Source organism: Streptosporangium subroseum (genome assembly GCF_900188345.1).
Taxonomy (GTDB): domain Bacteria; phylum Actinomycetota; class Actinomycetes; order Streptosporangiales; family Streptosporangiaceae; genus Streptosporangium; species Streptosporangium subroseum.
The window spans coordinates 14,819-41,002 of record NZ_FZOD01000005.1 but is presented as its reverse complement, the minus strand read 5'-3'; the positions used below and the strand labels follow the sequence as shown (position 1 = coordinate 41,002).

Below are 26,184 nucleotides of genomic sequence, written 5' to 3'. Positions count from 1 at the left end.
ATGAGCGAGGTCTTCCACAACTGGGCCGGGAACCAGGTCTTCGCCCCGGCGGAGGTCCGTACGCCGTCCTCGGTGGAGGAGGTGGTGCGGGCCGTACAGGACGGCGCCGCGACGGGGCGCCGGGTGCGCATGATCGGCACCGGGCACTCGTTCACCGGGGTCGCGCTCACCGACGGACTCCTGCTGCGGCCGAACGCGCTGACCGGAATCCGCGAGGTGGGCGACGGCTGGGTGACGGCCGCGGCCGGGACGACGCTCTCCGTGCTCAACGAGGAACTCGACCGGATGGGCCTGGCCCTGGCGAACATGGGCGACGTCACCGCCCAGACCCTCGCCGGAGCCCTCCAGACGGGCACCCACGGCACCGGCAGGGAGATCGGCGGGCTGGCCGACCAGGTCCTGGCCCTGGAGCTGGTGCTCGCCGACGGCGAGGTCGTCACGGCGCGCGGCGACGGTGAGGGAAAGATCCACGACGAGGTGAGCGAGCGGGACCTGTTCGACGCTGCCAGGGTCGGCCTGGGCGCGCTCGGCGTGGTGACCGCGGTGACCTTCCGGGTGGAGCCGTCGTTCCTGTTGCGCAGCACCCGGCAGCCGATGTCGCTGACGGAGATCCTCGGCTCGCTCGACGCGATCACCGCCGGCAACGAGCACCTGGACTTCTTCTGGCTGCCGCACACCGACACCTGCCTGACCAAGCGCAACAACCGGAGCGAGGGACCGGCCGACCCTCCGAGCGCGTTCAGGCACTGGCTGGACAACAGGTTTCTGGAGAACACGCTGTTCGGCGCGCTGTGCGACGTCGGCAGGCGGTTCCCCGGCGCGATCCCCCGGCTCAACACGTTCTCGGCGACGGCGCTCTCGACCTCGACCCGCACCGACGCCTCGTACAAGATCTTCACGAGCGTGCGGGACGTACGCTTCCTGGAGATGGAGTACGCCATCCCGCGCGAGCATCTCGGCCAGGCCCTCCGTGAGACCCGCGAACTGGTGGAACGGCGGGACTGGAAGATCACCTTCCCGATCGAGGTGCGGGTCACCCCGGCCGGCGACGCGTGGCTGTCCACCGCGTACGGCAGGGAATCGGCCTACATCGCCTGCCACGTCTACCGGCGGACCCCGAATCCGGCCTATTTCGAGGGCGTCGAAGAGATCATGACGAGATTCGGCGGCCGCCCGCACTGGGGCAAGATGCACACCCGCGACGCGGCCTACCTGGCCACGGTCTATCCCCGGTTCGCCGACTTCCGGGCGCTGCGAGACCGGCTGGACCCGCGGCGCGTTTTCACCAACGACTATCTGGGCACCGTCCTGGACTGACCCCGGGCACCCGTTCCCCGAATCGACCGCTTCCTGCAACCTTTCGGTAAAGGGGTGCGCAAAGGCTCCCTTGAAGAGTGACGCGTCCGCGTGTCCTGTTGTTCCTGTGACGCCGGTGACAGGCAGATTCGGCAGACACCCGCGCCGCTCAACCCCGAGGGAGTCCGCTGGAGATGACCTTCTCCCGCCGTCCAGGCCCACCGCCACAGTCCACCGCTACGGATGGTGACGGTCTGCCTCCGCATACCTTTGCAATCGTGACATTTCATCCGAGGGTTGGCGGGCCGGACTCACCACCATCTTCCGGCTCTTGGTCGAAGTCCACAGCGGTATCCGGAGTTATTCGCGAGAATCCGATGAGGACCGCGAACTTGCTGCTCCATACCGGTGTCCTGTAAGTAGATGAATGGAGCAAATGTGACCGGCGTCACATCGCTGCGAGCCCCATCCAGGAAGGCGATGTTCGGACATGCCGGGTACGGTGCTGGCAGGCAACCGGCACACGCGAGAGACTCAAGGGTCCGGGGGAAGATTGAGCACGACGACGAAGGGACTCGCATGCAGGAGCTCCGACTCGTCGCGGTGAGCGAGGACGGGACCTACCTCGTGCTGGCGACAGCCGGCCGGGGCACCCGGTTCACGCTGCCCGTCGACGACCGGCTCCGTGCTGCCGTCCGCGGCAACTTCTCCCGTCTCGGCCAGTACGAGATCGAAGTGGAGAGTCCGTTGCGCCCCAAGGAGATCCAGGCCCGGATCCGTGCCGGCGAGACCGCTGAGGAGATCGCCGCCACGGCGGGCATCCCGGTCGAGCGTGTGCGATGGTTCGAAGGCCCCGTCCTCCAGGAACGTGAGTACATGGCTCAGCAGGCGCAACGCTGCGCCGTGCGGCTGCCGGGTGACTCCGCTCCCGGTCCCACCCTCGGCGACCTCGTCGCCGAACGGCTGACCCGTCGCGGCGTGCCCGCCGACGAGATCGAGTGGGACTCCGCCAAACGGGACGACAACCTGTGGCGGATCAAGCTCGGTTTCGTCTGGAACGGTCACACCCGTAACGCCGAATGGATCTTCGATCCACGACGGCGCCACATCACGCCGCACGACGACGAGGCCATGCGCCTGTCCGCGGGCGAGTACGTCGAGCCGGCCGAGGACAGCACGGTGACCCCCTTCGTGCCGCGCGTGGCCAAGCTCGCCCCGGTACCGCCGCTGGCACCCGAGCCGCTGAACCAGCCGCCCGTGTCCTTCCCCTCGGTTCTCCGGCACGAGCCACCGGCTCCGGCCCGGCCCGTCTATGCCCAGACCGAGCCGCCGGCCCAGCCCCGGCCGGCCTACGCCCAGACCGAGCCACCCGCCGCCTACCAGCAGCCGCCGATGCCGCCGCTCCCGCCCGGCTACGAGGCGCCGAGGGTGTCGGTGCCCCCGCTCCGCGCTCCGGACCCGGCCGGCTACGAGCCGGACAGGCCCCAGGAGCCGGTCCGGTCGGCTGAGCCCGTCGCGCCTGTCGCGCAGGCCTCTGCGCCCGTCGCGCAGGCCTCCGAGCCGGTCGCGTGGGCCACGTCTCCCGAACCGGTCGCGCGGGTCATGCCCCCCGAGCCGGCGCCCGTGGCGGCCGAGCCCGCGTCCGTGACGGCACCCGCGGCACCGGAGCCCGCCCCCGTCATCCCGGAGCCCATCGCACAGGAGCCGGTCCGCCCCCCGGAGCCCGTCGCGCAGGAGCCGGTCCGCCCCCCGGAGCCCGTCCGCCCCGTGGAGCCCGCCCCCGCACCCGTCGTGGCTGCCAGGCCGGAGCCTGAGCCGGTCACCCAGAGCGCTCCAGAGGTCGTCGAGGCCCTGGAGCCTCAGCCTGACCCTCCCGTCGCCGCCGAGGTCAAGGCCGAGCCTGCCAAGACCGAGCCCGAGCCCGTCCGTGAGCGGCCCTCGGCTCCCGAGGCCGTCGTTCCCGAGGTCGTCGCCGGGCCGAAGGCTCCCGTGGTGGACAGCACGCCCAAGGCGAAGGAGACCCCCGCTCCCGAGCCCGTAGTGGAGACCCAGCCGGCCCAGGAGGGCCCGCTGGCAGTACCGGCGGCGCGCATCAGCGTGGACAAGGCCGAGCCGGTCAAGGAAGAGACACAGGGGGACACGGGGGCAATGCAGGAGACCGAGGCCGAGAAGCCCGCGGCGGAGAAACCCGCGGAGCCGCCGAAACCCGTCGAACCGCCGAAACCGGCTCCGGCACGGCCGGCCAAGAAGGCCCGGGGCCGGCGCGCGTCGGTGCCGACCTGGGACGAGATCATGTTCGGCGCTCGCCGCCAGGACTGATCGCACTGCGAAAGCGGGGGTGACCGGTGTTCCGGTCACCCCCGCTTTTGTCGTACAGGGAAACTTCGCCGTACAGGGAAACCCGTGCCGCGCCGCCGTCGTCGGGCGTCCCGGGGGTCTCGGAGACTTCCAGCACTCTGCGCGTCCCGGGGACCTCCGGAATCGCGAGAACCTCGGGGACCACCGGGGAGCGCGGAAACTCCGAAGGCCCCTGGATCTACGAGGCCCTCAAGGATTTCCGAGGCCGCGAGAGCCTCCGGAGGCCTGGGCCGCCTCGGGGGTGACGAACGAGGCGAACCAGTCGGGGGTGACCTCGGCGGCGAAGGCCACGCCCTCCACTTCGCCGACGTCGAGAGCCGCGTAACCTCCGCTGCCCGCGCCCACCCCGGCGGTCACGGTGAGCACGCCGGCACGCCGCTGGAACCAGGTCTGGCTCAACGTCCAGCCCACGACGGCCCGTTCCTCCACCACGGCCTGGGAACGGCGCAGCGAGCCCGAGCGGACCGACAGGCGGGTTCCGTCGTAGGTGTGGCCGAGGGACCGGTAGCGGTCCAGGCCGAGCGGGATGCCCAGCAGCGCGAGGATCGCGGCCGGCGCCGCGAGCCACCACCAGTATGTGGACCACATCAGCGCGGCGGCCGACGCGCAGGCGACCACCACCAGCCACGGGAAGACCGCGCGAAACAGCCGGCGCCTGCGTGCCGCCGCCGGATGCGGACGCAGTCCGGAGGGAGCCGCGCCGATCGCCTCGCCCACCACGCCGAGCACCGTGTCGCGGGGCACCACGGGCAGCAGCTGGCCCCGGGTCGCCGAGTCGCCGAGACCGGTCACGATCGCCCACGCGCGGGCGAGCCTCATGCGGCGCTCGACCAGCCCCTCGACCAGCTCGAACCCCCGCACCCTGCGCCGCTCCAGCGACACGCTCCTGCGAGTGATCAGACCGCGCTCGGCGATGAGGTATCCGTCCCGGCCACGCAGGGTGAAGTCCCAGTTGAACACGCCGTACATGATCATGCCGACGACCGGCATGGCCAGCACCAGCACTATCAGGGCTCCGGCAAGGAGGAGAGGGTGTCCCCAGAGCCACTCCCCCGCGTCCACCACGACCCGCCCGTCGATCCTGAACTCGCTGCCCCACTGGAACGCCAGACCGACGGCACCGGCCAGCAGCGCGAAGGGGGTCAGCAGGTAGGCGCCCGAGAGGGGTCCGTAGACGAGCCACTTGCGCGGCAGCACGAAGAACACCCGCTCCGGAGTCGTGTCACCGACCTCGTGGCCGACGGCCGCGTGAGCCGGGGTCTCCCGCGGCGCGCCGGAGGTGGCGGGAAGCGTGCCGGAGGCGTCGATCGCCGCCGGGAGGTCGGATCCCGTCCCGGGGACGGTTCCGCGCGCCTGAGCGCGTCTCGCCATCCGGGCGCGGGCATGCCAGAGCAGCACCGCCTTGAGCCGGTCCGCCTCCGCGACGGTCACGCCGTTGAGCTCGCCTTCCTGCTTCTCGTCGCCGCTCGCCCCGGTGTCGATCCTGAGCACGGCGATGCCGAGCAGGCGGTGCAGCGGCGGCGTGCTGACGTCGACGCCCCGGATCCGCTCCAACGGGATCGTCCGTACCGACCTGCTGATGAGCGACCGGCTGAGCTCCAGCCGGTCGTCGACGATCCGGTAGGTGAAGGTGACCCAGCGGACGGCGGCGAAGGCGACCGAGCCGACGACGGCCACCGCGGCCCACACGAACGATCCGGGCGAGAACCCGCCGAGGAACAGAACACCGGCCAACGGCAGGAGGAGCGAGGGCAGCATCCGGATCGGATCGGTCAGCAGCACCTTCGGGCTGAGCCGCAACGGCACGCCGATCGGCAGGCCGTACTCCCACACCTCCGGTACGGCCCGCACAGCCGCGGACCCGCCCTCGGGTACAACCTGCGGGGCTCCAGCCCTCACATCCGACGCGGCCTGCGCAGGCCGGCCCTCGGATTCCGCAGGCCCGCCCTCGGATACGGTCCGCGGGGCCGATCCGGCCCGCGCATCCGCGGGCCTGTCCTCCGGTACGGCCTGGGCCGATCCGGTCTCCGCGTCCGGACCGACCTGCGGGGCCGCGCGCCCGTCCTCCGGTACGGCCTGGGCCGATCCGGGGTTCTCCGGGTCTCGCCGGGGGCGGAGGTCTTCGGAGGCGTCCGGCTGTCCGGGAGGAGGCATGTCACCGGGAGATTCGGTCATGTCGCGTCGTCCCTGAGCTCCTCGGCCCGGCGGGCGAGCCCTTCGGCGAGGCCGGCCGCGACCGCGTAGTCGAGGCCCTTGATCGTGGACGAGCCCGCGTGGGAGGCGGTGCGGATCTCGACCGTGGCCAGACCCAGCATCCGCTCGAACCAGCCCTGTTCCTTGTCCACCGTCTGGATCCTGCTGACCGGGACGAACACCCACTCCCTGCTGATCCAGCCCGAACGCGCGTAGACCACGTCCTCGCTGAACTCCCAGCGGTGCACGGCGTAGCGCCAGAACGGCTCGATGAACGTGCCGGGAACCAGGAGCACCGCCACCAGCACCGGCAGCCACCAGATGTTGTCCGTCGCCCAGCCGGGCAGCCAGGACCACCTGTCGCCGTCTATCCACCGGGCCAGGAAGTAGGAGCCGCCGATCAGGATGACGGCCCAGAAAACGGCTTCCAGCAGCCACAGCACGATGGCCTTGCGGGAGACCGGGTTGGCGGGGTCACGCAGGGGAACACGACCGCGCCCCGGGATCCGCCGGTCACGCTCGCTCTCGTGACCGGCGCGCGCCGCCACGTTCGTGACATCCCTGTGTTCATCGGCTCGGTCGCTCACGCTGTCAGCCTAAACGGTCTTGCCCGGACGGGCCGACCCCTGTGTCGACGATCTGTCAGGGCGCCTTCGCCAAGGGTCGGTCCGCGGTCGGAAAAATGTCGGTGGGGCCGGGCATCCTGAGTGGCGTGAAAACCTAGGGAGAGGTGTCGCCGATGCAATATGCCATTCAGGCAGAAGGTCTAGTGAAACGGTACGGGGAGACCCGCGCGCTCGACGGGGTCGATCTCGTCGTGCCCCCGGGGCGTCTGCTCGGCGTCCTGGGACCGAACGGGGCGGGCAAGACCACCGCGGTGCGAATTTTGGCGACGCTGCTGAGACCCGACGAGGGCACGGCCTCGGTCGGCGGGTTCGACGTGACCAGGCAGGCCCATCAGGTGCGATCGCTGATCGGCCTCACGGGACAGTACGCCGCGGTGGACGAGATGCTCACCGGCGTGGAGAACCTGATGATGATCGGCCGCCTGCTCGGCATGTCAAGGGCCGACTCGAGGGTGCGGGCGGCCGAGCTCCTGGAGCGGTTCGATCTCTCCGAGGCCGGCGGGCGAGCGACCAAGACCTACTCGGGCGGCATGCGCCGCCGCCTGGACCTGGCGGCGAGCCTGGTGGGGCGGCCACAGGTGCTGTTCCTCGACGAGCCGACCACCGGGCTCGACCCGCGCAGCCGCACCGAGCTGTGGAGCGTCGTGCGCGGCCTGATGGCCGACGGGGTGACGGTGCTGCTCACCACCCAGTACCTCGAGGAGGCAGACCAGCTCGCCGACGACATCGTGGTCTTCGACCACGGCAAGGTGATCGCCTCCGGCACCTCCGACGAGCTGAAGGCGACCACAGGGGCGCAGGTCCTGGAGGTCCGTCCGCTCCAGGCGGACCACCTCGACCTGGTCGCCCAGGTGCTCGGCGACGTCCTGGGCGAGGCGCCGAACCTCATCGGCGGAAAGGTCGTGACGTCCGTGCACGATCCCGCGGTCGTGCCCGTCATCGTGCGCCGCCTCGACGATCTCGGCGTCATCGCGACCGAGCTGGCACTGCGCAAGTCCAGTCTCGACGAGGTGTTCCTGGCTCTCACCGGGCATCCGGCGGAAGACGAGCCCACCCCCGAGATGGAAGGTGCCCTCGTATGACGACGCTGTCGACGGCGATGCCCGTCGTGGCCAGGCGCGTCACGCCGCTGGCCACGCTGCAGCAGACCATGACGCTCGCCTGGCGGAGCCTGGTCCAGATCAAGCACAACCCGTGGGAGCTGCTCGACCTGAGCATCCAGCCCATCATGTTCCTGCTGCTGTTCACCTACGTGTTCGGCGGCGCGATCTCCGGCTCGACGGGCGACTACCTGCAGTTCGCCCTGCCCGGCCTTCTGGTGCAGAACGCCCTTTTCTACACCCTGTCCACCGCGATCGGTCTGAACACCGACATCACCAAGGGGGTCTTCGACCGGCTCCGCAGCCTGCCCATCGCCCGCACCGCTCCGCTGTCCGGGCGGATCATCGCCGACACCGTCAAGCAGGTGTGGGCGTTCGTCCTGCTGGTCGGGTTCGGCATGATCCTTGGGTTCCGCGTCACGACGAGCCTGCTGGGCGCTCTGGGAGCTCTGGCGCTGCTGGTGGTGGTCGCCCTGGCGATGTCGTGGATGTCGGTGCTGATCGGGCTCAAGGCGTCCAGCCCGGAGAAGGTGCAGATGATCTCCTTCTCGACGATGATGCCGCTCACGTTCACCAGCAGCGCGCTCGTGCCCTCCGACACCTTCCCCGGCTGGCTGCAGACCTGGTCCGACATCAACCCCGTCACTCACCTGGCCAACGCCATCCGCGGCCTGCTGATCGGCGGAGAGGTCGCCGGGGCCACCCTCGTTTCGCTGCTCTGGGCGGCCGGCTTCGCCGTGGTCTTCGCTCCTCTGGCGATCCTCGCGTTCCGCAGCCGCGTCTAACCTGGCCGGGGCACCCGGCCGGGACGACGATGCCCGAGCGTCGCGGCAACACGATGAGATCGCGGCAACGGTGCGGCCGCGATACACGATGAGGAAGAACGGGGTGGTTGCGTGCTCGTGGTCCACGGCGCATGGGTGGACGGACGGCTGGGAGTCTGGGCGGAGGACACCGCCCGGGCGCCCCTGCCCGCCTCCCGAGCCGCGCTCCGCCGTCACCCGTTCGCGGCTCCCGCGGCCACGCTGATGGCGGCCCTCAACGGCGCCGCCACCCGCGAGGCGGGTCCGGCGGGGCCCTTCACCGGCGTCATGGCCAGAGCCGAGGATCGCGAGCTCACCATCCGGCTCCCCGGTTCGGCCACGGGTCCGCTGCCCTCTCCCGAATCCGGCCTGACGAGCCGCGCGCGGAGCCCGAAGATCTCCACCTGGCTCGTCCCCGCGCTGCTGTTCAGCCCCGTCGACGTGCTCTCCCTGCTCGGCCCCCTGTCCGATCCGAGCTCGGGCTCATCCGACATCGGCGCCGGTCCGTCCGGCGTCGACTCCGTCTCCGGCTCATCAGGCTCCGAAACCGGGCGCGGGGGCGCAGTGGAGCCCGATCGGGGGCCCGAATGGGGGCCCGGGCTCTCCCTCCGATACTTCGCCGTGGTCGCCGAGCAGGCGCGCGGCCTGGTGCGGCGTGGCCGGATCCTGCCCCAGCTCGTCGTCGAGAACGGCGAGCACTCGGCCCGCTGGCGCCCCGTGCTCACCGGTGCCGACCTGGCGATGCTGCTCGACCTCGCCGCCGCGATGCCTCCGGTCTGCAGGGCCGTACCCGGGGAGAGGCCCTCGTCGGACGTGCTGCGCGAGGCGCTGAACGGCCTGGCCGACGGAGCGGCCCGGCTGTCACTGCCCGACCGCCTGATCCTCAGCAGCCGGCCGGGGCTCAAGACGGCCCTGCCCGATCGCTGGCTGTACGCGCTGACCGGCGAGGACGCCTCGCTCCCCGGCGCCAGACCCGCCGAGGCCGTGGCGCTCGGCGACGCCCTCGCCGGATGGTTCGCCTCGGCGCACGAGCTGGACGGGCCGGTCCGGGCCTGTTTCGAGCTCATCGAGCCCGCCGGTGACGGCGAATCCTGGAGGGTGGAGTTCGGTCTCGCCCCGGCCGGTGACCCGGCCGGCTACCTGTCCGCCGATCAGATCCGGGCCGGGCAGCGCGCACCCTGGCTTCCCGAGCGTCCGGAGGAGCTCCTCCGGACCGACCTGAACCGCGCCGTACGCCTCCACCCCGACCTCTACACCGCGCTGCGCACCCCCGAGCCGTCCGGCCTGAAGGTCGAGACGGCCTGGGCGTTCTCCTTCCTGCGCAACGGCGCGCCCATGCTCAGGGCCGCCGGGTACGGCGTGCGGCTGCCGGCCTGGGCCGGGCGCCAGGGACTGGGCCTGAAGCTGACCACGCGCGCGGTCGCCGGCGACGAGGCGTTCGGCCTGGAGCGGCGGGTGAGCTTCCGGCTGGACGTGGCCATCGGTGACCACACGATCAGCGGCGAGGAGCTGGCCGAGCTGGCCAGGCTCAGGATTCCCCTGGTCCAGGTCAAGGGGCAGTGGGTGGAGCTGGACGACCAGCAGCTCAAGGCGGCTCTGAAGATCGTCGAAGAGCGCGGCGACGGCGAGAGGACCGTCAGCGAGGTGATCCGCGAGGTCGTGGAGGGCGGCGAGGAGGAGCTGCCGCTGGTCGCCGTCGACGCCGACGGGCTCCTCGGTGATCTCCTTTCCGGCGAGGCCGACCGACGCCTCGCTCCCGTTGCCGTGCCGCGGGCCCTGATGGGCACGCTGCGCCCCTATCAGGAGCGCGGCCTGTCCTGGCTGAGCTTCCTGTCCGGACTGGGCCTGGGGGGCATCCTCGCGGACGACATGGGGCTCGGAAAGACCATATCCACCCTTTCGCTGCTTCTGTCGGAGCGTGAGAGCGGCCCGCACAGCCCGACGTTGCTGGTCTGCCCGATGTCCTTGATCGGCAACTGGCAGAAGGAGGCGGCCAGGTTCGCCCCCTCGCTGCGGGTCTACGTCCATCACGGCGCGACGCGGAGGCGGGAGGAGGAGCTCGCCGCGGCCGTGCGGGAGGCCGATCTGGTCGTCACCACGTACGGCACGACGCTGCGGGACCTGGGGGCGCTCGCCGCGCTCGAATGGGGCCGGGTGGTCTGCGACGAGGCCCAAGCGATCAAGAACAGCTCGGCGCAGCAGTCCCGGGCGGTGCGATCCATCCCCGCCCGCACCCGGCTGGCACTGACCGGCACGCCGGTGGAGAACCACCTCTCCGAGCTCTGGTCGATCATGGAGTTCTGCAACCCCGGCCTGCTCGGCCCCGCCAAGCGCTTCAGGCGCCGCTATCAGGACCCGATCGAGACCCCGATGACACAGCGCGACACCGCCGCCACCGCCACCGCCGCGCTGAAGCGGGCCACCGGGCCGTTTGTGCTGCGACGCCTCAAGACCGACAAAACGATCATCTCCGACCTGCCGGAGAAATTGGAGATGAAAGTCTGGTGCACACTCACCGAAGAGCAGGCGAAACTATACAAAGCCGTGGTGAACGACATGCTGGGCAGGATCGACGGCTCCGCGGGCATCGAGCGGCGCGGCAACGTCCTGGCCACGATGACCCGGTTGAAACAGGTCTGCAACCATCCCGCGCATCTGCTGAAGGACGGCTCTCGGCTGGCGGGCCGGTCGGGGAAGCTGGCCCGGTTGGAGGAGCTGGCCGAGGAGATCCTCGACGAGGGTGACAAGGCGCTGGTGTTCACCCAGTACACCGAGTTCGGCTCGCTCCTGCAGCCCTATCTGGCCGCCCATCTGGACCGGCCGGTGCTCTGGCTGCACGGAGGACTGCCGAAAAAACAGCGCGACGCGCTGGTGGAGCGGTTCCAGGACGACGACGAGCCGATGCTGTTCCTGCTCTCCCTCAAGGCCGCCGGCACCGGTCTCAACCTCACCGCCGCCAACCACGTGATCCACGTGGACCGATGGTGGAACCCCGCGGTGGAGAACCAGGCCACCGACCGGGCCTTCCGGATCGGCCAGACCAAGAACGTCCAGGTCAGAAAATTCATCTGCCTGGACACGCTGGAGGAGCGGATCGACGAGATGATCGAACGCAAGAAGACCCTCGCCGAGAGCGTCGTCGGCACCGGCGAAGACTGGATCACCAATCTCTCCACCGACCAGCTGCGCGAGCTGTTCCAGCTCGGCCCCGGGGCGGTGAGCTGACATGGAGCCCGTCCTCGGGGTTGAGGATGCGCCGTTCGACGAGCGGCTGAACGACTTCTACTCCCCCTCCGTCTCCCTGAACCGGTTGCGTCCCCGGCCCGACGCCGCAACCGCGCCCGCGGATCTGCTGCTGCGAGCGCTGGAGCCGCCCCCGGTCAAGGTCCGGCACATCCCGCTCGTCGACCTGCTCAGGAAGCCCTACCGGGAGCTGAGCGATGACTGACCCCGCCTCTTCCCGCACGGGCTTTCCTCGCGGGTCGCACCACGGGCCCGGACCGGCTCCGCCGAGCGGCCAGGGCGGCACCCGACCGGGAAACGGGGTCCGCAGCGCGTTTCCCAGCGCGTTCGGCGAATGATCCTTCCACATCCCGACGACCAGCCGGGCGATCGACACGTTCCACCTGCGCCGAGAGGCGACGGGCCAAGAAAGGAGAACGGGCGCTGTCTCGCGATCTTCGCCGTCTCGCCGCGGCGGTGGGCCTCCGGGGAACCGAGGGCCGCGAAACTCATTTCGGTGTCCGGCCTCAACCCTTCCGTCCCTCGATTCTGCCCGATTCCGGAGTATTTCCGCCCGGCGGAACCTCGCGATCGGGTCTGCGCATCCGCCAGACACGCGTAGCATCATCGGGCATGGGGCAGCCAAGCACGTCTACGCGCCGCCCGCGGCAAGCCGCCGGATTGGCGATGGCCGCGGCGGTTGTTGTCGTGTCCTCAGGTTGTGGCATGTTGGGCAGCACCGCTTCCGCAGAGCGGTTGCAGCTTGAGCTGATCAGCGTCTCAAGCCCTCGGGTGAGTGACGGTGATCCCCTGCCGGCCGACTATTCATGCAAGGGCTCGGTCGGCAATCCGCCGTTGCGCTGGTCGCGCGTGCCGGACGACACCACGTCCGTCGCGGTCGTGACCGACAGCAACGGTCTCACCGGCGGCGAGGTGAACTGGGTCGTGTTCGACATCGACCCCCGCACCAACGAGCTGGCAGAGGGCAGCGTCCCGGTGGGAGCCGTGGAGGGGCGCACAACGAGCGGCAAGGTGGGCTACAGCCCCCCATGCGACGCCCGGGAGAATTATCGTTTTACCGTCTATGCGCTCAAGGGCAAGCTCAATCTTAAAAAGGGTGAATCCCTCGACACGACCTTGAAGAGCATCGCGGCCAAGACGATCGCCTGGGGACGGCTCACCACGGCACACATTGAGTGACTGGCCAAACACCGGAGGTAGTAATGGTTACCAATTCTTCACTTAGGGTGTGACAACGCTCATAGTGGTCCGACACAATCAGATCCAATGTCCGAGCGCAGGTGATCCAAGGGGGCAGGTCGCGTCGATGGCCGCGCGATCTCACCGGCGCCGCTGGAAGGCCATGGCCTTGAGGGTGGTGCAATGATCGCGGTCGTAGTAAGTCTGGTCGCCGTCGTGCTCCTCGTGCTCGTCGTCGTGGCACTGGGAATGCGGTCGATGAACCGCAGAGAGAGCGCGCTCCCCGCGGAGCGTCTGCGGGAGATGGCCGAGAAGGAGGCGCTGACCCCTGCCCGGTCCAGCGACGACTTTGCCACGAGAGAGCCCAACATGGGCCACTTCACCCCAGATCTGACTCCGTTCGACGAGCCCAAGCCGCCACGCCAGCCACGTCCACCGAGCTCTCGCGGTAAGCGCGGCCTGAACGAGTTCGGTCAGGCCGACGACTATGACGACGACTACTGGACCCGGCTCCAGGCTGACGAGGGCGGTTTCGGAGGTTCCCTGGCGGCCCGGATGGGCGCGAGCCGTCCCGTCGAGCAGGACCTGCCCCCGGTGGACGCCGACGCGGTGACCATGCAGGCACCCCTGCCCACCAGGCCGCAGCCCCCTCGGCCCGCTCCCTCCCAGGAGCCCGCCATTGCCTCGGCCTCCCTGCCCTCGAATCTCACCGACCTGATCGCGCCGGTCCAGCCGAACCCGGCTCCCACGTCCGCCTCGCTCGCCGAGCAGAAGACGGTCACCTTCGCGGCGCCCACCCCGGGCGCCTTCTCCCCCGCCCCGACATCCGGCGCCTTCGGCGACAACCGTCCCCAGCGGTCGAGTTCCCGCCGGAGCGGCGGCAGGACTCCCGCCCAGGGCAACGGCGCCCCTTCCAGGCCCGACCCGCTGAACGACCCGCTCGGCGGCTCTCAACCGCGTGGTGGCGGCAGGAACGGCGGCAGAAGCCGCCCCGTAGGCCCCGTGACCGCGAGCGGCTCGATGCCCGCGCTCGGCGCCAACGGTGGCTCCCCCGGCCCGAACACCGGTACGGGACCGCTTCCTCCCATGTCCCCGATGGGCCCCACGACCAGTGGCGGATTCCCCGCCACGCCGAGCGCCGACCCGTTCGCGGCGTCATATCAAACCCGTCCCGAGCCTCGCCGCCCCCAGCCCGAACCGCCCAAGGCCGTTTCGGACAACCCCTGGGCCCAGGCCACGGCCCCCCAGTCCGGGGGCTGGCCCGCGACTCCGAGCACCGCCGACATCCTTGACGACCCGGGACCGGCGTCCTACAGCTCCTACCAGACGCCCGTCTACAACGGCCCCCCCGTCGCCGCCTCCTACGAGGTGAGCGCCGGTTGGGCGACCATCGACGAAGATTCGATCACCGGACCGACCCCGGCGGTCTCCACTCCGACCGGGCCCTCCCGGACCGTTTCTCCTCACGACCGTTCGGCCGACCCCCGGTCCGGAGCGACCGGAGGTTACGGCTACGAGCCGCCGCGACCGACCACTCCGGGGGCCCCTGCCGCCTGGCCCGAGCCGCCCGTTCCCGCCGGAAGCGACGGGGCGAGCTGGCCCACCTATGGCGACCTCTACGGTGCCGGCCCCGAGCCGGCCACCGCCGCTCCCGACGGGCGCGACCACGCCAACCGGGGCAACCATCACCGGTCACAGGAGCCGGACTACCCCGACTATTACCGCTGATTCTCCCCGCCCTCCGTAAAAGCTTTCGATAACGGCTTAAGCGACGGGGGGCGGCAGCATACGGTCTCCTACATGGGGACGGACACAAAGAGCGATACGGCGCTCACAAAAAGTAACATCACCTCCGTACTGCGATACGATCTGCCCGCCTCCCTGGTGGTCTTCCTGGTGGCGGTGCCTCTCTCACTCGGCATCGCGATCGCCTCGGGAGCACCGCTGGCGGCCGGGCTCATCGCCGGGGTGGTAGGCGGCGTGGTGGCGGGCTTCCTGGGCGGTTCGGTCGTCCAGGTGAGCGGGCCCGCCGCCGGCCTCTCCCTGGTGGTCGCCGACATCGTCATGACATACGGCTGGCGGGCCACCTGCATGATCACTCTCCTTGCGGGCGCCTTACAGCTGCTGCTCGGGGTGTTCCGGGTCGCCCGCTCGGCCCTGGCGGTCTCACCCGCCGTGGTTCACGGCATGCTCGCGGGGGTCGGCGTGGTGATCGCGCTCTCCCAGTTGCACGTGGTGCTCGGCGGAAGTCCGCAGCGCTCCGCGATCGAGAACCTGATCGAGCTGCCTCAGCAGATCGTCAACAACCACGACCACGCGGTCTTCGTCGGCCTGCTCACCATCACGGTCCTGATTCTCTGCGCCCGGCTGCCCCAGCGGCTCCGGATCGTTCCCGCGCCGCTGGCGGCCCTGCTCGTCGCCTCGGTGACCGCCTGGGCGTTCGGCTGGGACATCACCCGGGTCGATCTCTCCAAGAGCCTGAGCGAATGGGCCACCCCGATCTGGCCTCAGGGCGACTGGCACGGGATCATCGCGGCGGTGATGCTCGTGGCGCTGCTGGCCGGAGTGGAGTCGCTGCTCTGCTCGGTGGCCACCGACAAGCTGCACGACGGCAAGCGGTCCGACCTGGACAAGGAGCTCACCGCCCAGGGTGTGGCCAACATGGTGACCGGCGCGCTGGGCGGTCTGCCCGTGGCCGGGGTCATCGTCCGCAGCACCACCAATGTCCGCGCCGGGGCCCGGAGTCGCTGGTCCACGATCCTGCACGGCGTCTGGATCCTGGTGTTCGCCGTCTTCCTCGGCTGGATGATCACCCTGATCCCGATGGAGGCGCTGGCCGCCCTGCTGGTCTTCATCGGCATCCAGATGGTCAACATGGGACATCTTCGCAACCTGCGCGGTCATGGCGAGGTCCCGGTATACCTGATCACGATGGCCGGAGTCGTGCTGCTCGGCCTCGCCGAGGGAGTGCTGCTCGGCCTCGTCCTCGCCGCGCTGCTCGCGCTGCGCCGCCTCACCTGGGTGACCGTGCAGGCCAGGCCCGACTCCGACGGGCGCTGGCATGTGCTGATCGGCGGCTCGCTGACCTTCCTCGGCGTGCCCATGCTCACCTCCGAGCTACACGCCATCCCCGCCGGAGCCGCGGTGGAGCTGGACCTGAACATCGACTTCATGGACAACGCGGCCTTCGAGGCCATCCACGCCTGGCGCCACGACCACGAGCGTGGCGGCGGCACCGTCGACATCGACGAGATCCACGACGAGTGGTACGCGATGGCCGCCAGCGGTGCCCGAATGTTTCCGGCCAAGACCCCGCCGCGTGCCCCGGACCGTTGGTGGCTGCCCTGGTCCCACCGGCGGCATGGGCGGCGGAACCCCGATTACTCGCTGGTCCCGGCCCAGCACATGCCGGAAGAGGATGACCTCGCCGTGCCCGACCTGCTCGCCGGGGCGCGGGAGTTCCACCGGCGCACGGCCCCGCTGATCCGCCCGCTCCTGCACGGGATGGCTCGCGGCCAGGACCCCTCGCATCTCTTCATCACCTGCGCGGACTCCCGGATCGTGCCGAACCTCATCACCTCCAGCGGTCCCGGTGACCTGTTCACCGTCCGCAACATCGGCAACCTGGTTCCCCGGCAGGGCTCGACGTGCGCGGACGACTCGGTCGCCGCCGCGATCGAGTACGCGACAAAAATGCTCAATGTCCGGACCATCACCGTCTGCGGCCACTCCGGCTGCGGGGCCATGGCCGCGCTGCTCAGTGGGGGCGAGAAGACCGTGGAAGGGTCCGCGCTCTCCCGCTGGCTACGCCACGGCCACCACAGCCTGGCCCGGTTCGTCACCACCGAGAGCGACGGGACCGACGACGGCCCGCTGGACCGCCTCTGCCGGGTCAACGTGACCCAGCAGTTGGAGAACCTGCGGACCTACCCTCAGGTGGACGAGCTCTTCCGCGCCGGACGCCTGGAGCTGGTGGGCGTTTACTTCGACATCGCCACCGCCCGGGTCCACATTCTCGAATCACCTCCGGTCCCGGCCGGTCCGCCCTGAGCGGACGGCTTGCGTCAGCGGTGAAAGAGCTCATGGTCCCGCTCCGGCGCGAAGCGCAGGATGAGGCGGGGGACGTCGGCCGCCTGCCCCGGTGATCCGACCGGATCTCCCGGGGCGGGCAGGTCCTCGCTCCGGGAGATCCGGATGTGATGATGCAGGGCATCCGTCCGGAGAAGGAGGCCAAGATCCTGGCGGGGTGGGCGCAGGAAACCGGCACCCACGCGTCAGCGGCGGGGTAGCACGCCCAGGAGGGTTGCGGTCAGGGCCAGCTTCAAGGAGTCCTTCAGCTCCATGTGGAAGCGGGCCAGGTCGGGCTCGGCCTGGTAGGCCGCCTGCAGGCTGGGTGGAGGCGTGCTGTACGCCGACAGCGCGCCGGCCATGACCATGGTTTGCAGACTGAACGGTGTTGCGTTCTCGCCCAGCTCCGGCAGGTGCTCCTGGATCAGGGCGGTCATGGTTGTCAGGCGGTCCAGGGAGGCGCGCTTGTAGCGTGCTACGACCTCGACGGAGACATTGTGCTCCAGGACGCTGCCCTGTGCGCCGAAGAGGTCGCACAGCACCACTCGGCCGGAGAGTGAGCGGCTGAGGATTTCGGCCACCGCTGCCGCTCGCTCGGCCATGGGTAGATTTTCGTCGATGCCGGCGGCCAACTCGCCTGCCAGTTCCGTCAGCCACTCCTGCAGGAAGTGGTCCAGCAGTTCTAGCAGTACCGCCTCGCGAGACTCGAAGTAGCGCAGCACGTTCGGCTTCGCCAGGCCTACCCGGCGGCTGAGCTCGTTCAGGGTGACCGCGGCCACGGGCATCTCGTCGAGCATCGCCGACGCCATGTCGAGGATCGCCCGTCGGCGGATCTCCCGCTGCTCTTCGGTTCGCGCCCGCTGGAAAGTCACGATCGCCAGCCTAGCTTAAGTACCTTCGGTACGTTGACAACGTACCGAAAGTACTTTAACGTCGTCGATACAAGATACCTTCGGTACGTTATCTAGTTGGGAGCCTGACATGAGCGAGAAGTGGACGACGGCGAACATTCCGGACCAGCGCGGGCGGGTGGCCGTGGTGACCGGGGCCAACACCGGACTGGGGTACGAGACCGCCAAGGCGCTCGCCGAGCGCGGGGCGTCCGTGGTGCTCGCCGTGCGCAACGTCGAGAAGGGCGAGCAGGCCGCGGCCCGCATGACCGGCGACGTGACCGTGCAGGCGCTGGACCTGACCTCGCTCGACTCCGTCCGGACCGCGGCGGCGGCGCTGCGGTCCCGGCTCGACCGGATCGACCTGCTGATCAACAACGCCGGTGTGATGTACACCCCGAAGCAGACCACCCGGGACGGTTTCGAGATGCAGTTCGGCACCAACCACCTCGGCCACTTCGCGCTCACCGGGCTGCTGCTGGACCTGATGCTGCCGGTGCCCGGCTCGCGCGTGGTGACGGTCAGCAGCACCGGCCACCGCATCCGGGCCGCGATCCACTTCGACGACCTGCAGTGGGATCGGTCGTACAGCCGGGTCGCCGCCTATGGTCAGTCCAAGCTGGCCAACCTGATGTTCACGTACGAGCTGCAGCGCCGGCTCGCCACGCACGGCGCCACCGTCGCGGTGGCCGCGCACCCCGGCATATCCAGCACCGAGCTCGCCCGCAACACCCCCGCGGCCCTCCGGCTTCCGCTCACCTGGCTCGCGCCGCTGATCACCCAGACGCCGGCGATGGGCGCACTGCCGACCCTGCGCGCCGCCACCGACCCCGCCGCGCTCGGCGGCCAGTACTACGGTCCCGGCGGACGCAACGAGGTCATGGGCCACCCCCGGCTGGTCACCTCCAGCCCGGAGTCGTACGAGGTAGCCGTCCAGCAGCGGCTGTGGGCCGTCTCCGAAGACCTCACCGAGGTGAAGTTCCCCGTCGTTCAGTCCACGCAGAACTCGTTTCCCTCCGGATCGGCCATCACGATGTAGCCCGCACCGGCAGGAGGCGCCGGCTCGTCGCGGCGCAAGCGGGTGGCGCCGAGACCGACGAGGCGCTCGCACTCCGCTTCGAGGGCGGCCGTTCCCAGACCATTCGCCATCCTCGGACTCACACCATGATCCACAATCTCAAAACGGCCACGGGCACGGAGCTTCTTCCGGTGCGGGCCGGAGAGAAAGGGAATCGCCGCATGTGGCGATCGATCCGGCGGGTAACGATCTCCGCTTGTGGCGAGGATGCATTTCTACACATACAGAATGTGGCCGCCTGAATTAGATTCACCTTCGTCCGGCTCCGTCCCCCGAATGCCGGACAGCGGCCCATGCTCCCAGGGCCGGGGGTGGAGAGCGGCCGATGGAGGGTTCAAGAAACCCTTACCCCACGTCGGACCCTGGAGTTCGGCCCTGCGACCAAGCGGTGAAAAACAAAAAGATACGTTCGCGTATCGGCCACCGCGAGAAGGGCCGAACTCCACTCCCCCGAATCGGATCGAGTCACACGGACGGAATTCCGGTGGAGACCGGTCGCCGTTTCCTTACCCGCGACGCGTGTGGGCCATCGTCCAGTTGGTCTCCCAGGTCTTCTCCCCGTCGGCGGAGAAGGCCTGCTCCCACAGGGCCGAGGTCGGCGTGATCTCCGACCACACGTAGCGCATCCGGACCGGGATGCCCTCGTGGGTTTCGTCGCCGTAGAACTCGCCCCTGCCGTCGGTGAACCTGCCGAAGACCGGCGCCTGGAGCGTCCCCAGCCTGCTGTCGACCCAGTAGATCCCCCACTGCTCGCGCTCGGGGTCGAACACCCGCAGCGTCATTCCCGAGAAGCCCTTGGTGGGGAAGACCATCTCATCGAAGATGCCCGCGCCATTGAAAAAACCATGGCAGGTCGAGATGGCCGGGAACTCATCCCACTCGGTGCTGCCGGTGAGCGGCTTGACGAGCCTGCGGTTGACCACGTCCCAGGTGCCATGCAGAAAGTCGAAATCGCTGTTCATGCCTTGAGCATAGGGGCCCCCACCGGAACCTTCCGTCCGTGGAAGCATGGATCCAGATCGACACGCTATTAAACAGGACAGAAACGAATATTTCACCCATTCCCCTCAAGTTAGCCAAGGCATGTAAATTAGTGCATAAATTGGCATACAGAGATGAATTTGGCTTGGAGGTTGGCGATGGCCGGGTGGCAGGCACTACGGGAAGAGCTGGTCACGCAGGTGCGCGCGCACGGAATCAGCGGGGGCGTGGCCGAGGCCTTCCGGGCTGTGCCGCGGCACGTTTTCCTACCGGATCTTCCCCCCGAGACCGTTTACCGGGACGACGCGATCGTGACCAAGCGTGATGCGGACGGCCGGCCGATCAGTTCCTCCTCGCAACCGGCGATCATGGCCCTGATGCTCGACCAGCTCGGGGTGGAGCCGGGACAGCGGGTGCTGGAGATCGGGACCGGAACGGGCTACAACGCCGCGCTCCTCGCCCACCTGGTAGGGCCCGGAGGCCAGGTCGTCAGTGTCGACATCGACGCCGACCTGGTCGAACGCGCTCGGGAGCACCTGATCGACGCCGGCCATCCCGAGGTGACCGTGGTGTGCGGCGACGGTGGCGAAGGGTTCACCCCGGCGGCCCCCTATGACCGGGTGATCGCCACCGTCGGCGTCTGGGACCTCTCCCCTGCCTGGCTGGATCAGCTCGGGCCCGAGGGGCGCGTCGTCGCGCCACTGGATGTGCGCGGGGTCCAGCGCTCGGTGGCCATGGAGCGGGCGGGCGGGCACTGGACGAGCCGCTCGGTGGTGCCCTGCGGATTCATGCGGATGCGGGGTCCATTCGCCGGCCCGGAGACGACCCTGATGCTGGACAGGGCGTCCGACCTCGCGATCTCCCTTCCCGGTGCGGGCGAGATCGGCGACGTGCTGGCCGCGCTCGAGGGCCCCGCGGTCGAGATGCCCACCGGGGCGAGCGCGAGCCGCGCACAGCTCCACGACGGGCTGAGCCTGTGGCTGGCGATGCACGAGCCCCGCTGGTGCATGATGTCCGAGGCACAGCCCCGCTGGCTGGCATCGCCCCCGCTCGACCTTTCGGGATTCACGATGGCCGCCGGAATCATCGACGGCGACAGCCTCTGCCTGCTGGAGCCCGAGGTGGACGACACGCTGATCGTGCGCGGCTACGGACCGGAAAGAACGCGGCTCGCCACCGATCTCGTCGACCACGTCAACGCCTGGGACGGGGCAGGCCGCCCGATGACGGCCGGACTGCGCATCGACGCCTACCTCGAAACCGCGCCCCCGGAGGGACTGCTCATCCACAAGCGGCACACCACGCTCGCCCTGTCGTGGAACGCCGACTGAGCGTCAGCGCCGAGCCGTACCGGCTGCGACTTTTCGAGTCGGTACGGCGCTTGATCATAAACCGGAGACAGATGTGCAACCTTTCGCCCGGCGGGTCGCGTTGGGTACCGGTGAGAGGAGAGCACATTGAATCGTCACGACGGCTTCCGCGAGTTCGTGCTGGCCCGCCAGCAAGCTCTGATGCGGACCGCGTACCTCCTCGTGGGAGACGCGCATCTCGCCGAGGACCTGCTTCAAAGCGTGCTGGCCAGGGTCGTCGGGCACTGGCCCAAACTGTCCAGGGACGGGGGCAATCCCGAGGCGTACACGCGTAAGGCACTGGTCAACCAGTACATCTCCTGGAGGCGCCGCCCCCGTCCCGAGTCACCGAGCGCCGACCCGCCCGAGCGGGGCTCATCCTCCGAGGAGGCCACGCTCGACCGGATCGTCCTCCACCAGGCGCTGGCCAAGCTGACCCGCAAGCAGCGGGCCGTGATCGTGCTGCGCTTCTGGGAGGACCTCACCGAGGCGCAGACGGCCGACGCGCTCGGCTGCTCGATCGGCAACGTCAAGAGCCAGACCCATCACGCGCTGGCCCGCCTGCGTGCGCTCGCGCCCGAGTTGTCGGACCTGCACATCGAGGAGGTGGCCCGATGACAAGGCTGCGTAACACGCTGAGGGACCTCGCGGAGGAGGCCCCGCTGGTGAACCTGGCCGACGCGGCCATCGCGATCCACCGGCGCAGGCGGCGCACCATGCTGGCGGTGTCCACCGTCGTGACGGTCGCGGCGCTGGTGGCGACGACGGCGGGCGCGGTGGTGGTCTGGCCCCGTGGCGACCACATGGCCACACCGCAGCGTACGGACACGGTGCCCGACCTGCCCGACGGCAAGGTGGGGGCGATCAAGCACGCGTACCAGACGTCCTGCAAGGTCAGCGATCCGGCGCGCAACCTCGACTGCGGTGCCGTGGAGTGGCGGGTGGTCACCCGGAGCGGCGAGACGTACAGGGTGCCGCAGGCGCTCGTCTCGTCTCGCAAGGCTCCGCGGGCGCCCGTCGCGATCAGCCGGGACGGGCGCATGCTCGCCTACTACAGCCGTGATGCCCAGGCACACGTGGTCCGCGACCTGGTGAGCGGCGTCAAGGTGACCTCCCCCGTCACGGTGAAGGAGGACCGGATCGGCGCGGGCTCCATGCTCGCGGTCTCCGAGGACGGCCGATACGTGGCCTTCGACCCGCGCGAGGGAAGCAAGGATCCCGGCCTGCTGATCGACATGCGCACCGGCAAGACGGTGTCGATACCGGGCAAGTACGAGGTGATCAGCATCAAGAACGGCGCCGCCGAGCTGATCCGGTACCGCAAAACCGACCTGTGGCTGATGCCGGTCACGGGTGGGGGCAAACCGGTGCGCTTCGACGGTGTGTTCATCATGTTCAGCGAGCTGTCTCCGGACGGCCGTACGGTGGTCGCCGTCGATTTCCCAGAGGTCGGCAAACGCGTGCTCACCCTGCTGGACGCCAAGACCGGGCGGACCCTGCGGAAGGTGCCCGTCCGCGGCCTGCCGAAGGGCGGCTGGATCGACGGCACCGCCACCTGGCTGAGCCGATCCGAGATCGTGATCGTCGGCGGTGACAAGGGACACAGGTCCTCCTACGCGGTCGACGTCAACACCGGGCGGGCCCGGCTCTGGGTCGCCTACCCCGCCCAGCTCGGCCAGAGCCTGACCCTGACCCTGCCCGGAGTCAGCTACAGCTGGTGAACGGATCGTCCCGGGTTCGGTGGAGACCGACGTTCCCCGGCCCCGGGACGACTCACCGGAGTGGTTCGAGCGGGCTTTTGCCCCCTGCTCGCGATGGTGCGTTCCTTGAGGGACGATCCCGGCAAGCAACCCCGTACAAGGAAATATCAAGCCAGCTGCAAGCCTGCTGGCCTATTTCTTGAGGTGGACAGGTAATCCCACCGCCTCCGGGAGAGAACTTCATGCGGGTCGATCTTCGTTTTCTGCTCGGACTCACCGCCGCCGCTCTGGGGCTTGGCCTGACGGCCACCGCGACGGCGTCCGCCGCCGTAACCACATCGGGAGTGTCCGCCACGACGGTCGCGGCGCCCGCGGCCGAAACCTGGCACTGGGGGCCGACCACCTCCTCCGACAGGAAAGGCCGGGCCGGCGGCATCATCCGGAGCACCGGCTCAGGCCTGCGGATCTCCGGCAACCTCTACGACGGCGCGGGCGCGCACACGTGCTCATGGCTGAAGATCAAGTGGCTTACGGACAAGGGCAGATATCGCACCGCGACCTTCAAGAACTGCTCGCGGTCGAAGGCTCTCCCCTTCCAGGTGAACGCCGGATACATGCTGTCCTCCCAGGCCAGGGTCTGCCGGGGCACATCCGCCAAGATCACCGGCAAGTGCTCCAGCTGGGACGGTGTCTGGTCCCAGGGCGGCTGAGCCCGCTCATACCCGGCGTAGTGCGCCATCGGCCCCGGCGGGTGCCCGCGCGACCACGACGGAGTTCTGGCCCATGCGTGGCAGGTGAGGTCAGTCGCCGATGGCCAGGCGCAGTCCGAAGCCGGCGATGACGGTTCCGGTGATCCGGTCCAGCAGGTTCTGCGCGGAAGGGCGTTGGAGCCAGCCGCGCAGCGCCTGTGCGAAGGCGATCAGCACGGTCGACCAGACGATGCCCAGCACGATGTGGACGCAGGTCAGCAGGACACCGGTAGCGAAGTGCGGTGCGGTCGGCGGGATGAACTGGGGCAGGACCGCGACGTAGAAGACGCCCACCTTGGGGTTGAGAAGATTGGTGAGCGTTCCCTGGCGCCAACCGCCGTACAGGCCGTTCCTGTCGGAGAGAAGCTGGGCGTTGGTGGGCCCGTCGCCGCCGGGGGCGCGGTGCCAGGTGTCCCACAGCATCCGGGCTCCCATCCACAGGAGGTAGGCGGCTCCCGCCCAGCGCAGGGTCTCGTAGGCGAGGTGGGACGCGGTCAGCAGCACGGTGACGCCGAGAGAGGTGAGGGTGCCCCACAGAAGGGTGCCGGTCTGGATTCCCAGGACGACTCCCCAGGCTCGGCGGCGTCGGCCGAGAGCGGCGGTGCGCAGGATGAGCGCGGTGTCAAGACCGGGGGTGAGGGTGAGGAGCCCTACGACCAGGGCGAACGACCACAGTGCGGTGGTGATGGTCACGAGGGATCAGCATATTCCTGCGGTTACGACGTCTGATGTCCGGCTCCTCCGGAATACTCCCCTTCGGACGGTGACACGGAGCCGAGTGGAAGGCCGCTATGACGTCACGCCGGCGAGACTGCCCAGCCTGGCCATGCCGCGTTCGGACGGGCTGCCGGGCTCGGCCTGGGCGATGATGATCTGCTGGCCGTAGGTGCCGTTGATGGAGAACGTCTCCTGCCAAAGTGTCAGGTCACCGACCTCGGGGTGGCGGAAACGTTTGGACTCGTAACTCCTGACCCGTACGTCGTGGCGAGCCCACATCCGGCGGAAGTCCTCGCTTCCGAGGGAGAGTTCCTCGATCAGATCGAACAAGTACGGGTCTTCGCAGTCCCCTCCCGTAACGGCGCGCAGGTGGGCCACCTTGGACCAGGCGTCATGTTCCCAGTCCCGGTAGAACTCGGGTGCCGCGGGATTGAGGAAGGCCAGCCGGATCAGGTTGTCGCTGTACTCCAGCCCCTTGAAGAAGGCGATGGCCATCGCGTTCCTGGCCAGCACATCCCACCGGCGGTTCACCACGATCCCCAACGCGTAGTCCCAGCTCTCGATGAGCCGCAGCACGTACGGGCTGACCTGGTCGGCCCGGTCGCCGGGCCTGTGTTCGCGCGCCCGGGGGCGTGCGAGCTCGTGAAGGTACGCGGTGGCCTCGGGGTCGAGCTCAAGGACCCGCGCCAGGGCGTCGAGCACCTGTTCGGACGGACGGCGTTCACGCCCCTGTTCCAGACGGACGTAGTAGTCGGTGCTGACGCCGGCCAGCGTCGCCACCTCCTCCCGTCGCAGTCCCGGCGTCCGGCGAGAACCGATCTCCAGCAACCCCACCTGCGCCGGCCTCGTGAGCTGGCGTCGAGCGCGTAAGAACTCCCCCAGAAGCTTATTGCCGTCCATTTCGTCACGGTATGTTACGAACCGATGGACAGGGTGGCCGTGATACTCCCAGGAGCGGTCTTCGCCGCCGACAAACTCGGCAGGATCGGCCTCTCCTCCCGGTGACCCTCGACCGCGGGCCGCCCTGGCCGATCCGCGGGGTGATGCGCCCGGCCCGAGGGCGGCAGACGTACCGCACGGGGCATGAGCCCTGATCGGACCGGGCCCGGCTGTGCACCAGCCTAAGATCACACCGATCGCGCCCCACAATCTTCGGTTATGTGCTCCAATTCGGAAATAACGGACCACGCGCCACGGTGAACCCGCCGGACGTGACCACTTCCTCGTTGATCCCGACCCGACTCGGCTGAGGATGAAAGTGATCATCTACCACGTAGAAGCCTCTCCGTTCGGGGACAGACCGGCGGAGGAAGAGGCGGCCCCATGACCGGCCGTGTCTCGGTCGGCTGCAGCGTGATCGTCGACACGCTGCTCCACAGCCACGCCTCGACCCGCGCGATCCATGACCTCATCGGCAAGCCGGGCTACGTCGTCCGGCTCATCCCACGGGGAAGTTCCACCTACGCGCTGACCGAGATGTTCGACCTGGTCCGCGGCTACCCGGAGCAGCGGAAGTGGTCGTTCCACGTGGACGACCTCTACGTGGTCACCGGTCCCGGCCCTGCTCCCCCGGCGCACGGGCCGGGCGTCTACACGGTTGGGTTCGAGGCCTACCCGGCTGAGTTCCGGGTGATGCGCGGGACGAGACACGCCGTACCGGCCTCCAGAGGCCGGCAGCCTCTCACCGAGTCGGTGTGCGGGCTGATCGTGCGGCCGGTCCATTCGCCGACGTGGGCCGTTTACTTCGACCCGGCCGCGAGGATCTCCTGTCCCGGATGCGCCGAGGGCCTGGTCACGCGCCATCCGGACCTGGCCGTCGGAGGGGCGGCCTCACCGCGAAGGTCGTCGTGATCG

Annotated in this window: 22 protein-coding genes; 15 read left to right on the top strand and 7 right to left on the bottom strand. The window is 69.3% G+C overall.

What is annotated here, in order from left to right:
• Both CHC08_RS06810 and sepH read left to right on the top strand, forming a co-directional pair.
• The gene (locus CHC08_RS06810; RefSeq protein ID WP_089206322.1) at positions 1–1,317 is read left to right on the top strand and encodes a D-arabinono-1,4-lactone oxidase; all 1,317 of its coding nucleotides are present in this window, start codon (positions 1–3) and stop codon (positions 1,315–1,317) included.
• 558 nt (positions 1,318–1,875) lie between these two features.
• Positions 1,876–3,615, top strand: a complete 1,740-nt coding sequence (gene sepH, locus CHC08_RS48040; protein WP_143653128.1) for a septation protein SepH — start codon at positions 1,876–1,878, stop codon at positions 3,613–3,615.
• A 228-nt stretch (positions 3,616–3,843) separates the two neighbouring features.
• Here sepH and CHC08_RS06800 read toward each other — a convergent pair whose 3' ends face one another.
• Both CHC08_RS06800 and CHC08_RS06795 read right to left on the bottom strand, forming a co-directional pair.
• Positions 3,844–5,829, bottom strand: a complete 1,986-nt coding sequence (locus CHC08_RS06800; protein WP_245878173.1) for a PH domain-containing protein — start codon at positions 5,827–5,829, stop codon at positions 3,844–3,846.
• Positions 5,826–6,434 carry a PH domain-containing protein gene (locus CHC08_RS06795; protein ID WP_338055663.1) on the bottom strand — a complete coding sequence of 203 codons (609 nt, stop codon included), beginning with the start codon at positions 6,432–6,434 and terminating at the stop codon, positions 5,826–5,828. The genes CHC08_RS06800 and CHC08_RS06795 overlap by 4 nt, the downstream gene beginning before the upstream one ends.
• Before the next feature lie 152 nt (positions 6,435–6,586).
• Between CHC08_RS06795 and CHC08_RS06790 the strand changes: the two genes are divergently transcribed.
• The 7 genes from CHC08_RS06790 (at position 6,587) to CHC08_RS06760 (ending at position 16,848) form a co-directional block, all read left to right on the top strand.
• Positions 6,587–7,555, top strand: coding sequence for an ATP-binding cassette domain-containing protein (locus CHC08_RS06790; RefSeq protein ID WP_089206321.1), 969 nt, complete (start codon positions 6,587–6,589; stop codon positions 7,553–7,555).
• Positions 7,552–8,358, top strand: coding sequence for an ABC transporter permease (locus tag CHC08_RS06785; RefSeq protein ID WP_089206320.1), 807 nt, complete (start codon positions 7,552–7,554; stop codon positions 8,356–8,358). Before CHC08_RS06790 ends, CHC08_RS06785 begins: the two co-directional genes overlap by 4 nt.
• Positions 8,359–8,469: 111 nt before the next feature.
• Entirely contained in the window at positions 8,470–11,601 is a 3,132-nt protein-coding gene (locus CHC08_RS06780) for a DEAD/DEAH box helicase (protein ID WP_089206319.1), read from the top strand.
• A 1-nt stretch (position 11,602) separates the two neighbouring features.
• Positions 11,603–11,824 carry a hypothetical protein gene (locus CHC08_RS06775; protein WP_089206318.1) on the top strand — a complete coding sequence of 74 codons (222 nt, stop codon included), beginning with the start codon at positions 11,603–11,605 and terminating at the stop codon, positions 11,822–11,824.
• A gap of 500 nt (positions 11,825–12,324) precedes the next feature.
• On the top strand, positions 12,325–12,798 hold the full coding sequence (locus tag CHC08_RS06770; RefSeq protein WP_245878172.1) for a YbhB/YbcL family Raf kinase inhibitor-like protein: 474 nt from the start codon (positions 12,325–12,327) through the stop codon (positions 12,796–12,798).
• A gap of 183 nt (positions 12,799–12,981) precedes the next feature.
• Complete coding sequence (locus CHC08_RS06765; RefSeq protein WP_089206316.1) at positions 12,982–14,526, top strand: hypothetical protein; 1,545 nt, start codon at positions 12,982–12,984, stop codon at positions 14,524–14,526.
• 72 nt (positions 14,527–14,598) lie between these two features.
• Positions 14,599–16,848 carry a SulP family inorganic anion transporter gene (locus CHC08_RS06760; protein WP_089206315.1) on the top strand — a complete coding sequence of 750 codons (2,250 nt, stop codon included), beginning with the start codon at positions 14,599–14,601 and terminating at the stop codon, positions 16,846–16,848.
• A gap of 224 nt (positions 16,849–17,072) precedes the next feature.
• Here the strand turns inward: CHC08_RS06760 and CHC08_RS06755 are convergent, their stop codons facing one another.
• Positions 17,073–17,738 carry a TetR/AcrR family transcriptional regulator gene (locus tag CHC08_RS06755; protein ID WP_089206314.1) on the bottom strand — a complete coding sequence of 222 codons (666 nt, stop codon included), beginning with the start codon at positions 17,736–17,738 and terminating at the stop codon, positions 17,073–17,075.
• Between the two features lie 109 nt (positions 17,739–17,847).
• Here CHC08_RS06755 and CHC08_RS06750 point away from each other — a divergent pair, with 109 nt between their 5' ends.
• Complete coding sequence (locus CHC08_RS06750) at positions 17,848–18,795, top strand: SDR family NAD(P)-dependent oxidoreductase (protein ID WP_089206313.1); 948 nt, start codon at positions 17,848–17,850, stop codon at positions 18,793–18,795.
• On the opposite strand, the gene CHC08_RS06745 is transcribed toward CHC08_RS06750, so the two are convergent.
• Entirely contained in the window at positions 18,747–18,905 is a 159-nt protein-coding gene (locus CHC08_RS06745; protein ID WP_420823558.1) for a VOC family protein, read from the bottom strand. The genes CHC08_RS06750 and CHC08_RS06745 overlap by 49 nt on opposite strands.
• Positions 18,906–19,340: 435 nt before the next feature.
• Positions 19,341–19,796 (bottom strand): hypothetical protein, encoded by a 456-nt coding sequence (locus CHC08_RS06740; protein WP_089206312.1) that lies wholly within the window; start codon positions 19,794–19,796, stop codon positions 19,341–19,343.
• Positions 19,797–19,949: 153 nt separating this feature from the next.
• On the opposite strand from CHC08_RS06740, the gene fxlM reads away from it, so the two are divergent.
• The 4 genes from fxlM to CHC08_RS06720 all read left to right on the top strand — a co-directional run bounded on the left by fxlM (position 19,950) and on the right by CHC08_RS06720 (position 23,574).
• Positions 19,950–21,146, top strand: a complete 1,197-nt coding sequence (gene fxlM, locus CHC08_RS06735) for a methyltransferase, FxLD system (RefSeq protein ID WP_089206311.1) — start codon at positions 19,950–19,952, stop codon at positions 21,144–21,146.
• Between the two features lie 126 nt (positions 21,147–21,272).
• Complete coding sequence (locus tag CHC08_RS06730) at positions 21,273–21,782, top strand: SigE family RNA polymerase sigma factor (protein WP_089206310.1); 510 nt, start codon at positions 21,273–21,275, stop codon at positions 21,780–21,782.
• On the top strand, positions 21,779–22,885 hold the full coding sequence (locus CHC08_RS06725; protein ID WP_089206309.1) for a cytochrome D1 domain-containing protein: 1,107 nt from the start codon (positions 21,779–21,781) through the stop codon (positions 22,883–22,885). Before CHC08_RS06730 ends, CHC08_RS06725 begins: the two co-directional genes overlap by 4 nt.
• Positions 22,886–23,106: 221 nt before the next feature.
• Positions 23,107–23,574, top strand: a complete 468-nt coding sequence (locus tag CHC08_RS06720; protein ID WP_089206308.1) for a hypothetical protein — start codon at positions 23,107–23,109, stop codon at positions 23,572–23,574.
• A 90-nt stretch (positions 23,575–23,664) separates the two neighbouring features.
• Here CHC08_RS06720 and CHC08_RS06715 read toward each other — a convergent pair whose 3' ends face one another.
• Positions 23,665–24,306: a LysE family translocator gene (locus CHC08_RS06715; RefSeq protein ID WP_089206307.1), complete on the bottom strand. Its 642-nt coding sequence runs from the start codon at positions 24,304–24,306 to the stop codon at positions 23,665–23,667.
• 96 nt (positions 24,307–24,402) lie between these two features.
• Complete coding sequence (locus CHC08_RS06710) at positions 24,403–25,230, bottom strand: helix-turn-helix transcriptional regulator (protein WP_089206306.1); 828 nt, start codon at positions 25,228–25,230, stop codon at positions 24,403–24,405.
• Positions 25,231–25,653: 423 nt separating this feature from the next.
• Between CHC08_RS06710 and CHC08_RS06705 the strand changes: the two genes are divergently transcribed.
• Positions 25,654–26,181: a hypothetical protein gene (locus tag CHC08_RS06705; RefSeq protein WP_089206305.1), complete on the top strand. Its 528-nt coding sequence runs from the start codon at positions 25,654–25,656 to the stop codon at positions 26,179–26,181.
• Positions 26,182–26,184: the final 3 nt, after the last annotated feature.

Coding starts and splice junctions, on each gene's coding strand:
- CHC08_RS06810 (WP_089206322.1), top strand. CDS start 1: ATGAGCGAGGTCTTCCACAACTGGGCCGGGAACCAGGTCTTCGCCCCG.
- sepH (WP_143653128.1), top strand. CDS start 1,876: ATGCAGGAGCTCCGACTCGTCGCGGTGAGCGAGGACGGGACCTACCTC.
- CHC08_RS06800 (WP_245878173.1), bottom strand. CDS start 5,829: ATGACCGAATCTCCCGGTGACATGCCTCCTCCCGGACAGCCGGACGCC.
- CHC08_RS06790 (WP_089206321.1), top strand. CDS start 6,587: ATGCAATATGCCATTCAGGCAGAAGGTCTAGTGAAACGGTACGGGGAG.
- CHC08_RS06785 (WP_089206320.1), top strand. CDS start 7,552: ATGACGACGCTGTCGACGGCGATGCCCGTCGTGGCCAGGCGCGTCACG.
- CHC08_RS06775 (WP_089206318.1), top strand. CDS start 11,603: ATGGAGCCCGTCCTCGGGGTTGAGGATGCGCCGTTCGACGAGCGGCTG.
- CHC08_RS06770 (WP_245878172.1), top strand. CDS start 12,325: ATGTTGGGCAGCACCGCTTCCGCAGAGCGGTTGCAGCTTGAGCTGATC.
- CHC08_RS06765 (WP_089206316.1), top strand. CDS start 12,982: ATGATCGCGGTCGTAGTAAGTCTGGTCGCCGTCGTGCTCCTCGTGCTC.
- CHC08_RS06760 (WP_089206315.1), top strand. CDS start 14,599: ATGGGGACGGACACAAAGAGCGATACGGCGCTCACAAAAAGTAACATC.
- CHC08_RS06750 (WP_089206313.1), top strand. CDS start 17,848: ATGAGCGAGAAGTGGACGACGGCGAACATTCCGGACCAGCGCGGGCGG.
- CHC08_RS06745 (WP_420823558.1), bottom strand. CDS start 18,905: ATGGCGAATGGTCTGGGAACGGCCGCCCTCGAAGCGGAGTGCGAGCGC.
- CHC08_RS06740 (WP_089206312.1), bottom strand. CDS start 19,796: ATGAACAGCGATTTCGACTTTCTGCATGGCACCTGGGACGTGGTCAAC.
- fxlM (WP_089206311.1), top strand. CDS start 19,950: ATGAATTTGGCTTGGAGGTTGGCGATGGCCGGGTGGCAGGCACTACGG.
- CHC08_RS06725 (WP_089206309.1), top strand. CDS start 21,779: ATGACAAGGCTGCGTAACACGCTGAGGGACCTCGCGGAGGAGGCCCCG.
- CHC08_RS06720 (WP_089206308.1), top strand. CDS start 23,107: ATGCGGGTCGATCTTCGTTTTCTGCTCGGACTCACCGCCGCCGCTCTG.
- CHC08_RS06710 (WP_089206306.1), bottom strand. CDS start 25,230: ATGGACGGCAATAAGCTTCTGGGGGAGTTCTTACGCGCTCGACGCCAG.
- CHC08_RS06705 (WP_089206305.1), top strand. CDS start 25,654: ATGACCGGCCGTGTCTCGGTCGGCTGCAGCGTGATCGTCGACACGCTG.